This window comes from Pikeienuella piscinae, from assembly GCF_011044155.1.
Taxonomy (GTDB): domain Bacteria; phylum Pseudomonadota; class Alphaproteobacteria; order Rhodobacterales; family Rhodobacteraceae; genus Pikeienuella; species Pikeienuella piscinae.
In genome coordinates this window covers 4,229,080-4,242,882 of the sequence record NZ_CP049056.1, presented here as the reverse complement: position 1 = coordinate 4,242,882, position 13,803 = coordinate 4,229,080, and the positions used below count along the sequence as shown (strand labels likewise).

Here is a 13,803-nt window from a genome sequence, read left to right as displayed (position 1 = left end):
GCAGCGGCGGATTCAGCCGCCGATACGCGCCGGGCGCATCGCCTGTCGCCCGGGTCGGAGCGTAGTCTCGCGCCCGTTCCGCATGCCGCGCCCCGCCCCGCGAATCGCGAAAAAGGAGAAAACTGTTCCGAAACAAATCCGTTCCGTGATAGGGAACAGCAAGTCCTGGGGAGAGGGCGCAGAGGGAATTCGTATGATTGCTCTGAGAATGGCGGTCGGCCTGGCCATCGCAGGATGTATGGCGGCCGGCGCCGCGCGGGCGCAGGATCCGGCTGTCGCCTCAGACGACCTGCGCGCTCGGCAGGCCGCGCTTTACGAAGCGATGCTGGACGCGCCCGACGATCTGGACATCATGTTCCGGCACGCGCTCGCGTCGGTGGAGATCAGCGATTACGAGGCGGCGATCACTACGCTGGAGCGCATGCTGATCTTCAACCCCAATCTCGGGCGCGCCAAGGTCGAGCTCGGCGCCGCGTATTTCCGCCTCGGCGCCTACGAGAACGCGCGCTACTATTTCGAGGACGTGCTCGCGAATGACGACCCGCCGCCCGAGGTCGCGCGCCGGATCGACGCCTTCCTCACCGAGATCGACAAGCGCACGCAGAAGAGCGGCTTCGCCGGCGTCGCGACCTTCGGCGCGACCTATTCCTCAAACGCCAATCTCGGCCCGCCGGACGGCGACGTGCTGCTGTTCGGCCGCCCCGCCATTCTCGGCAAACAGTTTGTAGAGACAGACGATTTCGGTTTCCGCGCCACCGCGCAGGGGCGACATTTCTACGATCTCGACAGGCCGAACAGCGACGTATGGCTGACCGACGTCTCCCTGTTTTCACTGCATTACCTGGAGGAGACCGACGGCGATCTCGACAGTTTCGCTTTCCTGACCGGCCCGCGGCTGTCGCTCAACGCGGAGCGGTTCGGCCCGAAGATCCGTCCCTATCTCTCCGGCGAAGCGCTGCGATCGGGGAACGAATTGCTCTACTATGGCGCCGGGCTGGGCGCGGAATATTCCGACACCCTGAACGACCGGGTGAACCTTTTCGCCGCGGCCGAGGGCAAGTGGCGCGAATATGACGAGCAGAACGATTTCGACGGCCCGAGCTTCCGGGCCGCAATTGGCGCGTCCTACGCGCCCGACCCCTCCACCGCGTTCTCCGCGCTGGCCTTCGCCGAATCCGACCAGGCGGACAAGGACTACAACACCAATTACGAAGCCGGGTTCAGGCTCGGCGCGGTGCATCGCTATGACAGCGGCGTCGAATTCACCGACCGGCTCTGGAGCGTGGCGGCTTTCGCCAGCGCGTCATGGCGCTGGTTCGATGAGCCCGACCCCGTCGTCGATCCGAACCGCAAGCGAGACGATCTCGACCTTCGCGCCGGAATCAGCCATGTCTTCCATCTGACCGAAGGCTGGTTCGTTCAGGCCGACGCGGACTACCTCTACCGCGACAGCAACGTATCGAATTTCGATCTGGAGAATTTCGGCGTCGGCCTCTCCGTGGGGCTCAGCTTCTGAAGCGAATTCCAACGCGCCCCAGGTGCGCGCGACAAGACCCGAGGAGGTCATGCCATGGCGAAGACCGCCACACCCGCTGATCCGCAGCGCATGTCGCGCGCGGCGCCGCTCCTGCCTGTAGCGCCAGCGTTGATCGCGGCCGCGTTCGCCGCGGCCCACGCGCCGGGCGCCGCCGCCGAAACCGTCGGCGCCGTCGCGGCCGTCAACAGCCAGATCGACGGCACCCCGCCCAAAGCCGACCCGCGGTCTCTCACGCTCGGGGACAAGCTGTTTCTGAACGAACGGATCGAAAGTTCCCCGATCGGCTCGGGGCAGTTTCTGTTCCTGGATCAGTCCTCCCTGACCGTCGCGCCGAACAGCAACCTGGTCCTCGACAGATATATCTACGATCCGGAGACCCGAACCGGTGAATTCTCCATGTCGATGAGCCGCGGGGTGCTGCGCTTCATCGGCGGCAGGATATCGAAGACCAACGACGCCGTGGTGACGACGCCGACCGCCACCATCGGCATCCGCGGCGGCATCGCGATCATCACCATTCTCAACGACGTGACCCGCGCCATGCTCGTCGCGGGGGATTATGTGAAACTCACCTCGAACTCCGGCGAGGAGATCGTCATCTCCCGCGCGAACGGCGTCGCGGAGGTCAGCGTCGACGGCGTCATCACCTATCTCGGCGTCGCCGATCAGGATCTGATCCGCGCGACGACGGTGGCGTTGATCGGGCGCGGCGACGCGGGCGAGCGGGTAAGGCCGCAGAACCCGGACGTGATCCAGAGCAACCTTCCCGCCGCCAATTCGGAAAGGAAGGACGCCCCGAATCAGGGACCAATCTCCACCACCGGCGAAAGCGAAACGGAATTCGGCCCGGACCAGTTGTTCTTCCACCGCGACGAAGAGGAGATCACGACGGTGATCGCCGACTCGCGACCGGGCACGCCCGTCGAACCGCCCGTCGAACCGCCCGTCACGCCGCCGGTGAACCCGCCCGTAACGCCGCCCGTAACGCCCCCCGTGACGCCGGTTCTTCTCGAAGGCGTGACCGGCGGGGCGTCGATCGGCGCGACCGCTTTCGGGTTCCAGCAGGTTTTCGCCGGTTCGCGGATCGGCGTCACCGCCGATGGAGACAGGTTCGTAATTCCCACCGCGCCGGGCTTTTTCAGCTTCGGCTTTTCCGGCGGCGAATCGCCGGTGGGGCCGATCGCCGGCAACGGCTTTTTCGACCCCAAGGACGAGTTCACCTATGCCGTGTATAAAACGCAGGGCGGCGACACGGGCGCGTTCCTCACCGGCAAGGCCAGCGGTCCGCTGCTCAATGCGGGCGCAGACGCGGTCACGACCCGCTCCTACACAATTTCCGCCGACATCATGACCGGCGACGCCGCGTTCGGGCCGAGCGCGAGCGGCCTGTTTTCGAGCGACTCGTTCAGCGATCTCGTCCTCGTGAGCAACACAGGGGGCGCGGCGACCGGCGGCTCTGCAAAAGCCGGGGCGGCGTTCCTGCAGATCAGCGGCCCCGACTTAGCCCAGGTCACCGGTTTCGGCGTCTATACCGCGAATGTCGATGCGGCCGAGACGGGAACGCCGGCGTTCAGCGGCGCTTTCGAAGGCTCAAGCTACTCCGCCGGCGGCCTGGTTCGTCTCGTCACGCCGATTTCGACAGTCGAAGACGGCGCCGGCGCGTCCGCCTTCGGCCCCAATGCGAAACATTTCGCGCTTTCGAACAGCACCGATATCGGCGGCGAGGGAGCTACGCCCGGTCGCGCCATTCCCGATACCGGAGCGACGACCACCTTTACGACCTATAGCGTCGCTTCGCGCAACGCCGTCGACAATCTGACGACGACCGAGCGGATGACGCTGCCCGCCACGACCCTGTCCGGCTACGCCGCGACGACCGGGCGCGATCTCGGAACCAACGGGAATTACATCGGGTACAGTAGCTCTTCGGCCGGCGTGTCGATAAGTTTCAGCCCGGCCACCAACTCCTTCACTGCGGATCTCGGTGTCGACAGCTTCTTCGACGGGCAGGACGCATCCCCGCAGATTTTCGACCTTATCGTCCAGTACGGCGGCGAAGACGGCAAGAGCGCAATGATCGACGATCGTCTATATGCGGCGCGGGATGCGACAGGGGGCCAGAACAGCGCGAATTTCCAGACTTCCGTCGGTGGCGACCCGAACGAGTTTCGCGGCGCGCTCGCCTCGGCCGAATTCGCCGGCGACGGCGGGATATTTCCGGCCGGCGTCACGCCCAAATCGGAATACCTGACCTGGGGCTGGTGGGCGGGCGAGGTGCGCGCCGAGCCCGACAGCGCTCTCGCCGCCTGCAGCAATGAGTGCGACCCGATCACCAACGACCAGCGCCTCCATCTCGGCGCCTTCGTCGCCGGCGACATCACCTCTGAGATCAATCTGCCGACCTCGGGCATCGCGGACTACAGCGGCTTCGCCGCCATTTCCGCCACCGTCGACGGCGCGACCGTGGTGGACGGCGCCGGCTTCGACATGAGTTTCAATTTCGGCCAACGGAGCGGCTCGGCCAATCTCACGGACCTTCTTGGCGCGGATGTCTCCCTCGTGGTCAATCCCGGCGACGGGACCGCATTCAGCGGCGGCAACCCGCAGGATGTCATCATCATGGGACGCCCCAGTTCGGTCAGCATACGGGGTGACTTCTTCAACGGCCCCGGCGGCGACCCGGCGCGGGCGGCCGCAGGTTCGCTCAATGTCAATTCGACTGACAATTCGATCATCGGCGCCGGAATTTTCGCCGGCGACCGCACCTCGTTCAGCGGCGGCGGAGGTGGTCAGAGCATTACCCCGAGCCCCGGCGCCAGCAACCTGCCCCTCGGCCCCGGCGACTGAGCGGATATCCTTTTCAGCCTCGGGGCGGCGGCGCGGGCCGCCGCCCTTCCGCCCGCGAGCCAACCGATGTCCCTGACCAAACCCGTCCTCGGCCTCAGCCACTCTCCAGTGCTGGCCGCGCCCGACGCCGCCGCGCTGGCGGACTGGATCCGCGCCAACCGGATCGACGAGATCGAGTGCGTCACCCCCGACCTCGCCGGCATCGCCCGCGGCAAGGTCATGCCGGCGGCCAAATTCGTGCAGGGCGGCGACGTGCGCCTGCCGGTCTCGATCCTGATCTCCACCATCAACGGCGAATACGCCGCTGTCGCGCGGCGCGATTTCGACACCGACAGCGACCTCACGCTCCGGCCCGACTTCTCCACCGCCCGCGCGGTTCCCTGGGCCAGCGATCCCTCGCTGGTCATCATCCACGATCTCGTGGACGGAGAGGGCCGCCCTTCCGGCGCCGCGCCGCGCACGGTTCTCCGCCGTGTCGTCGATCGGTTCGCCGAAGCCGGGCTCAAGCCGGTCGTCGCGCCCGAGATCGAGTTCTATCTCACCAAGAAGAACACCGACCCCGACTATCCGCTCGAACCTCCGGTCGGCCGCTCCGGCCGCCAGTCCACCGGCAGCCAGGCCTTCTCGCTCTCCGCCGTCGACGAGTACGAGCGGGTGATCGAGCATATCTACGACTACGCCGACGCGCAGGGGCTGGAGATCGACACGATCATCCAGGAATCCGGCGCCGCGCAGCTGGAAATCAACCTCGTCCACGGCGACCCGATGGAGCTGGCGGACCAGGTCTTTCTCTTCAAGCGGCTGATCCGCGAAGCCGCGATGCAATGCGGCTGCTACGCCACCTTCATGGCGAAACCGATGGAGAACCAGCCCGGCAGCGCGATGCACGTCCACATGTCGGTGGTGGAGACGGCGACCGGCCGCAACATCTTCTCGGACGCACAGGGCCGCCCCACCCCGGCCTTCAGCCATTTCATCGGCGGCCAGCAGCGCCATTTCCCCGCCGCGATGGCGATGGCCGCGCCCTATGTGAACTCCTACCGCCGGCTCGTCGCCTACCAGTCGGCGCCGATCAACCTCGAATGGGGGATCGACAACCGCTCGGTCGGCATCCGCACCCCGAAGTCCACCCCCGAAGCGCGCCGGGTCGAGAACCGCATCATCGGCTCCGACGCCAACCCCTATCTCGCCATCGCCGGCGCGCTGGCCTGCGGCTGGCTCGGGATGGAGGAGAAGGCGAAACCCCGCGCCGAGGCGACCGGCGACGCCTATCTGATGAACCGCGACCTGCCCGAGAGCCAGCTTGACAGCGTGATCGAGCTCGAATCCGACGCGGCCCTCGCGGAGGTGCTGGGCCCCGAATTCGTGAAAATCTACTGCGCCGTAAAACGCGCCGAACACGCCGAATTCATGCGCGTCATCAGCCCGTGGGAGCGGGAATATCTGTTGTTGAACGTCTGAAATCCGGCCGCTGGCGCCATTGCGCTCCAGACGCCACCGTAGCGGCGAACGATACCGCAGCATGAGCCCCTCCGCCACACTTGGGGCGGTGCAACGAACGGCTCCCAAGTTTGGGTGTTCAAAAACGTGACAAATCTCGCTAAGGTTTCGCCAAGGGATATGGTCACTGGATTTTCCAAGGCCTTTGACCATCCTCCGCACCGGTCACAAACGGTCGTTTTTGTCTGCACATCTCCAATCAAGAACACGTACAGGTTGTGAACGTAACAATTCAGTGGGCGCACAAAGCTCTGATTTTTGCACGCTATGGGAAACTAGAGAGAAGCTTCGGATGCGGCGTCCCGTTTGCCGTGATATTCGGTTGGCATGGCAATTACGCAGAAATCCGTCAAAATTCTCTGGTCAGCGTCGGGCGGGCGATGCGCGTTTCCGGGATGCTGGGAGCGCCTCTGCTACCATGAGGCCGAAGAGGCTGCACCATTCACGCTCGGCGAGATGGCGCATATCTGCGGCGACAAGCCCGGAGCCAATCGGCACGACGCAGGCCAGACGGCCATGCAGCGCGACGACTATCAGAACCTGATCCTTCTCTGTCCGACGCATCACACGTTGATCGATCGCAAGGAAAATGAGGCCGTCTACGCAGTCGAGGCCCTGCATGCGATGAAGGCCGACCATGAGGCACGTGTGCTGGAGCGCTTGGATCAAGAGGCCATGAAAACCAAGTCAGACATTGCCCGCGCGATCCTGCCGCTTCTGGAATTGAATAGGCAGTCCTGGGCACAGTATGGCCCGCAGTCCGACCTTGCCAAAGCCGAACCGCACAATGAAGCGGCGCATGCGGTGTGGGTGTCCGAGAGGCTGTCAGTTATCGTGCCCAATAACCGTAAGATGGCGGCGGAGCTTGACGCACAAATGGCCCTGTTCGACGCAGGCGAGCAGGCGACGATTACTGCTTTCCTAATGCATGTGCGCAGCTATGAGCAATGGGTTCAGGATGCGATCCCCTATGCAGCGGTGCGCCGCTTTCCGATGGAATTTGAAGATCTGATTAGAGGACTTGCAGATGGAGGGACTTAGAGAAGGCTTCCCCTGGCCCAGCCATTACGGCCACTACAATTTCTTTGAAACCCAGATGGCCAAGCACGGCAGAGTCACCTCCCTGACCCCGCAGGGTGGCGGCGTTTATGAACTGACGCGCACTCAGGGCGACACGCTACGCGTCTTTATCTGCGAGTGCTACGCGTTCGGCGTGGCGGCATACATGGAAACGGTCGATCAGCTTGGGGAGGTCGATGTTGTGATCATCAATTCTGCATGGTGCGGATACACGCCGGATGCCAAACGGTATTGTCGCGACGCTAGCGTGGGACTTTTCAAGATAGCGGGTTTTATGGCTGCGCTACATCGGGATGACTACTGGATGCTTATCGAAGATTTTCACCAAGACTATTTTAAGGAGCGGGGTTGGCTGTAACGCGCAGCGTAGCGGTCTATGGCTTTGGCTCCGCCTTTGCCAAAATAGGCACGCCCAAAATAGTCGCTAATGACGTTGATCTGTTGATCCTCCATCAAGGCGTCAATCTAGATTCCTGTCGGTTCGCCATTGCGTGCAAGCGTTATCTGCAAGACTCTGTTACCTACGCGCATATCACTATGCTGTCGAACACCGAAGAGAAGCACTGCCAGTTCATCAAAACCGCTCAAGCCGTGCGCCTTGGGACGATCCATGAGGCATGCATCGGCGGTGATCTAAAATTGCTTCAGAGAGCGCTACGCCTTTTAGCCAGTCCGTGCAAAAGTCACGACTAAGACACACTTGGCCCCTCTCAATGATCACAGCAGCCTAGCCCGTTCACAATTTTCGATTGCAACGGTGTTAGCGTTCACAAACCACTGTTTCTGGCACAGAGCGGCGAGCGTCGGCATCTGCCCTTCGGCAGCTTTGTCCGCCAAAGCGTTGAGCCCCACAAAACAAAACCAGCGCGGCCCCGGCTCACCGCCGGGGCCGCGCCCGTCTTCAATGCACCGTCGCGGTCGGCGGCTCGGCCGGCTTGCCGCCGAGCGGGCGGACGGCGCCGCCGATGATCAGCCCGTCCTCGCCGGCGCCGACCTCGACGGTCTCGCCGTCGAGGAGTTCGCCGGAAAGCAACAGCTCCGCCAGCGGGTCCTGCACCGCCTTCTGGATCACCCGCTTCAGCGGCCGCGCGCCGTAGACCGGGTCATAGCCCTTGTCGCCGAGCCATGTCTTCGCCGCCTCGTCCAGCTCCAGGGTGATCTTCCGGGCCGCGAGGCGGTTTTCCAGAAGCTCCAGCTGCAGATCGACGATGCCGTTCATGTCGGCCCGGCTCAGCCGGTCGAAGAGCACGATCTCATCCAGCCGGTTCAGGAACTCGGGCCGGAAATGCGCCCGGACCGCCGCCATCACCGCGCCCTCGGCGTCTTTCGACGCCGCCCCTTCCGGCAGGGAGGAGAGCGCCTCGGAGCCGAGATTGGACGTGAGGATCATCAGCGTGTTGCGGAAATCCACCGTCCGGCCCTGCCCGTCGGTCAGCCGCCCGTCGTCGAGCGCCTGCAGGAGCACGTTGAAGACGTCCGGATGCGCCTTTTCGACCTCGTCAAAGAGGATCACCTGATAGGGCCGCCGGCGCACCGCCTCGGTCAGCACCCCGCCCTCGTCATAGCCGACATAGCCCGGCGGCGCGCCGATCAGCCGGCTGACGGCGTGCTTCTCCATGAACTCCGACATGTCGATCCGCACCATCGCGTGCTCGTCGTCGAACAGGAACTCGGCCAGCGCCTTCGTCAACTCGGTCTTGCCGACGCCCGTGGGCCCGAGGAAGAGGAACGATCCGATCGGCCGGTTCGGGTCGGAAAGCCCGGCCCGCGCCCGGCGCACGGCGTTGGAGACCGCGGCCACCGCCGCGCCCTGTCCGATCACCCGGCGCCCGATCGTCGCCTCCATCTTGATGAGCTTGTCGCGCTCGCCCTCCAGCATCTTGTCGACTGGCACGCCGGTCCATCGGCTGACGACGCCGGCGACATGCGCGGGCGTCACCGCCTCCTCGACCATCACGTCCTCGGTGCTCTCGGCGTCGCCGAGTTTCCGCTCCAGGTCCGGGATCACGCCATAGGAAAGCTCGCCGGCCTTGGCGAGATCGCCTTCGCGTTTCGCCATCTCCAGCTCGCTCCGGGCGCGATCCAGCGCTTCCTGCACGTCGCGCGCGCCCGCAAGCTTGTCGCGCTCCGCCTGCCAGCGCGCGGTCATTTCGGCCGAGCGCTCCTTCAGGTCCGCCAGTTCCTTCACCAAAGCGGCGAGCCGGTCCTTGGAGGCGTCGTCCGTCTCCTTCTTCAACGCCTCGGCCTCGATTTCGCGCTGCATGATGTCACGGTCGAGCTGGTCCAGCTCCTCGGGCTTCGAATCGACCTCCATCCGGAGCCGCGACGCCGCCTCGTCCATCAGGTCGATGGCCTTGTCGGGCAGGAACCGGTCGGCGATGTAGCGCGCGGACAGCGTCGCCGCCGCCACCAGCGCCGAGTCGGTGATGCGGACGCCGTGATGAAGCTCGTATTTTTCCTTCAGCCCGCGCAGGATCGAGATCGCGTCCTCCACCGTCGGCTCGTCGATGAAGACCGGCTGGAAACGCCGCGCCAGCGCCGCGTCCTTCTCGACATGCTTGCGGTATTCGTCCAGCGTCGTCGCGCCGATGCAGTGCAACTCGCCGCGCGCCAGCGCCGGCTTCAGCAGGTTGGAGGCGTCCATCGCCCCGTCAGCCTTTCCGGCCCCGACCAGCGTGTGCATCTCGTCGATGAAGAGGATCACCTCCCCCGTCGCGGCCGTGACTTCGGAGAGGACCGCCTTCAGCCGCTCCTCGAACTCGCCGCGATATTTCGCCCCGGCGATCAGCGCGCCCATGTCGAGGCTCATCAGCCGCTTGTCGGCCAGGCTCTCCGGCACGTCGCCGTTGACGATGCGAAGCGCGAGGCCCTCCGCGATCGCCGTCTTGCCGACGCCCGGCTCGCCGATCAGCACCGGGTTGTTCTTCGTGCGCCGGGAAAGCACCTGGACCGTGCGCCGGATCTCCTCGTCGCGCCCGATCACCGGGTCGAGCCTGCCCTCGCGCGCGTCCTCGGTCAGATCACGGGCGTATTTCTTCAATGCGTCGAAACTGTCCTCCGCGCCCGCGCTGTCGGCGGTGCGGCCCTTCCTGATATCGTTGATCGCGGAATTCAGCGCCTGAGGCGTCAGTCCGGCGGCGGCGAGCGCCTTGCCGGCCTCCGTAGATTTCGCCAGCGCCAGCGCGGTCAGCAGCCGCTCGGCGGTGACATAGCTGTCGCCAGCCTTTTCGGCGAGCTTTTCGGCCTCGACCAGCACCTTCGCCGTCGCGCCGTCCATATAGAGCTGCCCGTCGCCGCCTTCGACGCTCGGCTGGCGCGCCAGCGCCGCCTCGACCGCCACGCGCGCCGCTTGCGCGTCGCCCCCGGCATGCGAGATCAGCGCGCTCGCGGCGCCCTCCTTGTCGTCGAGCATCGCCTTCAGCAGATGCTCCGGCAGGAAGCGCTGGTGGTTTTCCCGCAGCGCGATGGTCTGCGCCGCCTGGATGAACCCGCGCGCGCGATCGGTGAATTTTTCGAGATTCATGTATCGGCCTCCAAGCCCAGAGATCGGAACGCCCGAAGCACGTTCCATATCCGTCTTTTCATGGTTCTGACGCCCGAACGGCGCGTCTCTGCACATGTGGTGTTTATGCAACGGCCATGCAAGAGCCCGCCGCCCCCTTGACGCCGCGACCGTCCGCCGCGCATCACGCGGGACCGGAGGAGCAAATCATGACCGACCGCCGCCTCATCGTCGCGCTCGACCCGCCGCAGGTCGCCCACGCCCAGGCGGGCGAGGTCCTCGCCGCAAAGCTCGGCGACGCCGTCGGCTTCTACAAGATCGGCCTCGGCATGCTCACCGGCGGCGGCCTCGCTCTCGCCATCGCGCTGAAGGAGCGCGGCGCCTCGGTCTTTCTCGACCTCAAGCTCTTCGACATCGGCGCGACGGTGGAGGCGGCGGTCAGGGGCCTCGCTGCGTATGATCTCGACTTCCTCACCGTCCACGGCGATCCTTCCGTCGTCCGCGCCGCGATCCGCGGCCGGGGCGCCGCCGCGACGCGCATTCTCGCCGTCACCATCCTCACCTCGTCCGACCGCGCCGATCTCGACGACGCCCTCATCGCTCCCGGCGCCCCCGCCGATATCGTGCTGGAGCGCGCCCGCCGCGCGCTTCTCGCCGGGGCCGACGGCGTCATCGCCTCACCCCTCGAAGCCGCCGCGATCCGCGCCCTCCCCGAGGCCGCCGGCCGCCTCATCGTCTGCCCCGGGGTCCGCCCCGCCGGCGCCGAAGCCGGCGACCAGAAGCGCATCGCGACGCCGCGCGACGCGCTCGAAGCCGGGGCCGACCACATCGTCGTCGGCCGCCCGATCACCGCGGTCGAGGACCCGGCGAAAGCCGCCCGCGCCATCCTCGCCGCCATCGCCTGACCCCCAGCGCGCGCTGCTCTAACGGCCCGCAAACCATTCCGGCCTATCCTGCCGCGCGCCCGCCAGCCGCCACAGGACGCCCCGATGACCGAGCCCGCCGCCCCGCGCCTGATCCCGCTTGACGAGATCGACCCGAACAGCCTCGTCCGCGACCGCATCGCCATCGACGAAGCCGCGATGGAGGAGCTGGTGCGCTCCATCGCCGCCGAGGGCCTGCGCGCGCCGGTGGAGGTCTTCACCCTCGCCGCCCCGCGCCCGCCGCAGCGCTACGGCCTCGTCTCCGGCTTTCGGCGCCTCGCCGCCTTCCGCCAGCTCCAGACCCGGACCGAGAACCCCGAATTCGACGCCATCCCCGCCTGGCTGCGTGAGGCCGAGAGCGACGCCGAACTCCACATGCGCATGGTGGCGGAGAACGACATCCGCCGCGACATCACGCCATGGGAGAAGAGCCGCATCGCGGTCCAGGCCGCCGCCTACGGCCATTTCTCCAATACCGAGGACGCGGTGACCCGCCTCTACCCCGCCGCCGCGCCGATGAAACGCTCGCGCATCCGCGCCATCGTCCACGCCGTGGAGGCGCTCGACGGCTTCCTCGCCGAGCCATGGCGCCTGAGCGAGCGCCAGTGCCTCCGCATCGCCGCCGCCGCCTGCCGGGAGGATTACACCGAATGCATGCAGACCGCGCTGGAGGAGTCCGATTCGAAAAGTTTCGAATCGCACTGGCGCCTCCTTGAGCCGATTCTCGTGGAGGCCGAAACCCCGCCGAGGCGCGGAGACCCCGCCCCCTCCCCCGGCCGCCCGCGCCGAACCCTCCGCCCCAAACAGGGCCTCGTCATTCGCCGCGAGGAGACCCGCGAGGGGTATTGTCTACACTTTACCGGGCGGATGGCGCGCGGCGGGCTGATCGAGGATGTGCTGGATGAAATCGAGCGGATGTTTGCGGCGGTGTGAGAGGGCACTTTCTCGGGCAGCAGGAGAATATTATCTACGCCACTTTCTGCTCCCGCAAATATCATAAGTCATTTGTATTATGGAGCGTATGATTTCAGAGCAAGTGATACTTCGAGATGTCCATCAGACATTCTCATACATCGAAACGCCGAATTGCTTAGGCTTGGAACGGATCCGTTCGCCTCCTGCACGTCTGACGGCTGCTGCACAAGGTATTGCGAGCCTTCCTTGGCCGAGAAAAAGGGAAGGAAAACAAAGTGCCGACATCAGCGGCGCTAGATCAGCCGTTTATGGATGAAGCGAGTCTTGCGAAGAAGGACACTCTCAAATATCAAGAAAATATCTAACTCAAAGTGGACACAAATTCAAAAATTTAACCTGGGCACCCAAAATAACGTTTCACTTTCCGGGACGCAAACGCGGATCGACAGACACCTGTGCGTACACGCAAGAATGCTGCAGCATTCATGTCAGCATGGCGAAAGATGCGTTTCTCATTGATCCCGCGCTCTAGTTTTTCTGCCAAAATGATTAAGGAGTTTCGGTAGACAACCCATGATTTGTGGCGCACAAAATCATGCTCATGCGGCAGCAAAATGCACGCGGAATCGCAATAATCGTTTGTCCAAGACGCAATAGGAACAATTAGGTTAAGGCCACGTTCGTCAGTGTCGTTGCAAATGATGTGTAGGTGCTTCCTGTCTGGATCACGCGAAGGGCCTGAAGGGATAAGTAGCGTTCCCGCTCTGTAAATAGCCATACAGACGCTACAGGCTTTTCACCAAGCTCTGTGCATATTCAAGGCTCTTGACTAATTCGGCCTGTCCCGCTGCGTCTTCGATTGCCAAAGCGCGCATCATTCGCTCTACAGGAATTTCGTAGGACGAATTACCGGGGTTCTCCCATTCTGGAACGTTGTTAGGTTGATGGGTCCAATCGACGAGGGCCCACTGATCCATTTGTCCAAATTTGTTCCAGACCTCATCCAGAACCTGAATGTCAGCGTCACTCAATTCGTCGAGATCGTCGATGTCCAGTTTCTCATCAGCTAAGCCAATACGATGTCCTGACCGGTCAGAAAGGAATTCAGACCACCCACACATTTCCGGATCGTATTCGCCATTAATAAACGAATAAGTCTTCGAGTTTACGGGGCCGTGCTTCATAGACACGCGGGGTTCATCTTGGATAGGGAATCCGCTTTTCATCACACTTTCGCGATCGGCAAGGTACACCAACTTCACCGCCTTAACGATGTTAAGCGGGCGACGACCATTCCTAATGGCCAAGTATGCAATGGTCTGCGCGGCTTTGCGCGGATCATACGACATAGCGACTATCTGCAAACCTCCGTTTGATGGAAGATATGGCACTTGCCGGGAGGCTCCGCAAGATTCCTTTAGATTTCGCGCTCAAGATGCGAGCGCCCTGTGGCAAACTTCTTCCTCTTTCAGTGCCAATGGTGATTCTCTCACGCTGAA

At 64.0% G+C, this 13,803-nt stretch carries 10 protein-coding genes; 8 read left to right on the top strand and 2 right to left on the bottom strand.

Translation table 11 applies throughout. The features are described from left to right. The first annotated feature begins 193 nt into the window (after window positions 1-193). From G5B40_RS20200 to G5B40_RS20175, 6 genes are all read left to right on the top strand, one after another. On the top strand, window positions 194-1,516 hold the full coding sequence (locus G5B40_RS20200; RefSeq protein ID WP_165102722.1) for a tetratricopeptide repeat protein: 1,323 nt from the start codon (window positions 194-196) through the stop codon (window positions 1,514-1,516). Window positions 1,517-1,570: 54 nt separating this feature from the next. Continuing rightward, window positions 1,571-4,384, top strand: a complete 2,814-nt coding sequence (locus G5B40_RS20195) for a FecR family protein (protein ID WP_165102719.1) — start codon at window positions 1,571-1,573, stop codon at window positions 4,382-4,384. Window positions 4,385-4,450: 66 nt separating this feature from the next. Continuing rightward, window positions 4,451-5,845, top strand: a complete 1,395-nt coding sequence (locus G5B40_RS20190; RefSeq protein ID WP_165102715.1) for a glutamine synthetase family protein — start codon at window positions 4,451-4,453, stop codon at window positions 5,843-5,845. Between the two features lie 366 nt (window positions 5,846-6,211). Beyond that, window positions 6,212-6,925, top strand: coding sequence for an HNH endonuclease (locus tag G5B40_RS20185; RefSeq protein ID WP_165102712.1), 714 nt, complete (start codon window positions 6,212-6,214; stop codon window positions 6,923-6,925). Next, window positions 6,912-7,322 (top strand): hypothetical protein, encoded by a 411-nt coding sequence (locus tag G5B40_RS20180; RefSeq protein WP_165102709.1) that lies wholly within the window; start codon window positions 6,912-6,914, stop codon window positions 7,320-7,322. Before G5B40_RS20185 ends, G5B40_RS20180 begins: the two co-directional genes overlap by 14 nt. Then, window positions 7,313-7,657: a hypothetical protein gene (locus G5B40_RS20175; RefSeq protein ID WP_165102706.1), complete on the top strand. Its 345-nt coding sequence runs from the start codon at window positions 7,313-7,315 to the stop codon at window positions 7,655-7,657. The genes G5B40_RS20180 and G5B40_RS20175 overlap by 10 nt, the downstream gene beginning before the upstream one ends. A gap of 208 nt (window positions 7,658-7,865) precedes the next feature. On the opposite strand, the gene clpB is transcribed toward G5B40_RS20175, so the two are convergent. Continuing rightward, window positions 7,866-10,487 (bottom strand): ATP-dependent chaperone ClpB, encoded by a 2,622-nt coding sequence (clpB, locus tag G5B40_RS20170; protein ID WP_165102704.1) that lies wholly within the window; start codon window positions 10,485-10,487, stop codon window positions 7,866-7,868. A gap of 188 nt (window positions 10,488-10,675) precedes the next feature. On the opposite strand from clpB, the gene pyrF reads away from it, so the two are divergent. Continuing rightward, window positions 10,676-11,371: an orotidine-5'-phosphate decarboxylase gene (gene pyrF / locus G5B40_RS20165; protein WP_165102701.1), complete on the top strand. Its 696-nt coding sequence runs from the start codon at window positions 10,676-10,678 to the stop codon at window positions 11,369-11,371. An 84-nt stretch (window positions 11,372-11,455) separates the two neighbouring features. Next, window positions 11,456-12,322, top strand: a complete 867-nt coding sequence (locus G5B40_RS20160; RefSeq protein WP_165102698.1) for a ParB/RepB/Spo0J family partition protein — start codon at window positions 11,456-11,458, stop codon at window positions 12,320-12,322. Between the two features lie 767 nt (window positions 12,323-13,089). Here the strand turns inward: G5B40_RS20160 and G5B40_RS20155 are convergent. After that, window positions 13,090-13,653, bottom strand: coding sequence for a Panacea domain-containing protein (locus G5B40_RS20155; protein WP_165102695.1), 564 nt, complete (start codon window positions 13,651-13,653; stop codon window positions 13,090-13,092). Window positions 13,654-13,803: the final 150 nt, after the last annotated feature.

What these genes read in the sequence shown, in the direction of transcription:
- pyrF (WP_165102701.1), top strand. Translation starts at nt 10,676, where the DNA reads ATGACCGACCGCCGCCTCATCGTCGCGCTCGACCCGCCGCAGGTCGCC.
- G5B40_RS20190 (WP_165102715.1), top strand. Translation starts at nt 4,451, where the DNA reads ATGTCCCTGACCAAACCCGTCCTCGGCCTCAGCCACTCTCCAGTGCTG.
- G5B40_RS20185 (WP_165102712.1), top strand. Translation starts at nt 6,212, where the DNA reads ATGGCAATTACGCAGAAATCCGTCAAAATTCTCTGGTCAGCGTCGGGC.
- G5B40_RS20195 (WP_165102719.1), top strand. Translation starts at nt 1,571, where the DNA reads ATGGCGAAGACCGCCACACCCGCTGATCCGCAGCGCATGTCGCGCGCG.
- G5B40_RS20200 (WP_165102722.1), top strand. Translation starts at nt 194, where the DNA reads ATGATTGCTCTGAGAATGGCGGTCGGCCTGGCCATCGCAGGATGTATG.
- G5B40_RS20160 (WP_165102698.1), top strand. Translation starts at nt 11,456, where the DNA reads ATGACCGAGCCCGCCGCCCCGCGCCTGATCCCGCTTGACGAGATCGAC.
- G5B40_RS20180 (WP_165102709.1), top strand. Translation starts at nt 6,912, where the DNA reads ATGGAGGGACTTAGAGAAGGCTTCCCCTGGCCCAGCCATTACGGCCAC.
- G5B40_RS20155 (WP_165102695.1), bottom strand. Translation starts at nt 13,653, where the DNA reads ATGTCGTATGATCCGCGCAAAGCCGCGCAGACCATTGCATACTTGGCC.
- clpB (WP_165102704.1), bottom strand. Translation starts at nt 10,487, where the DNA reads ATGAATCTCGAAAAATTCACCGATCGCGCGCGCGGGTTCATCCAGGCG.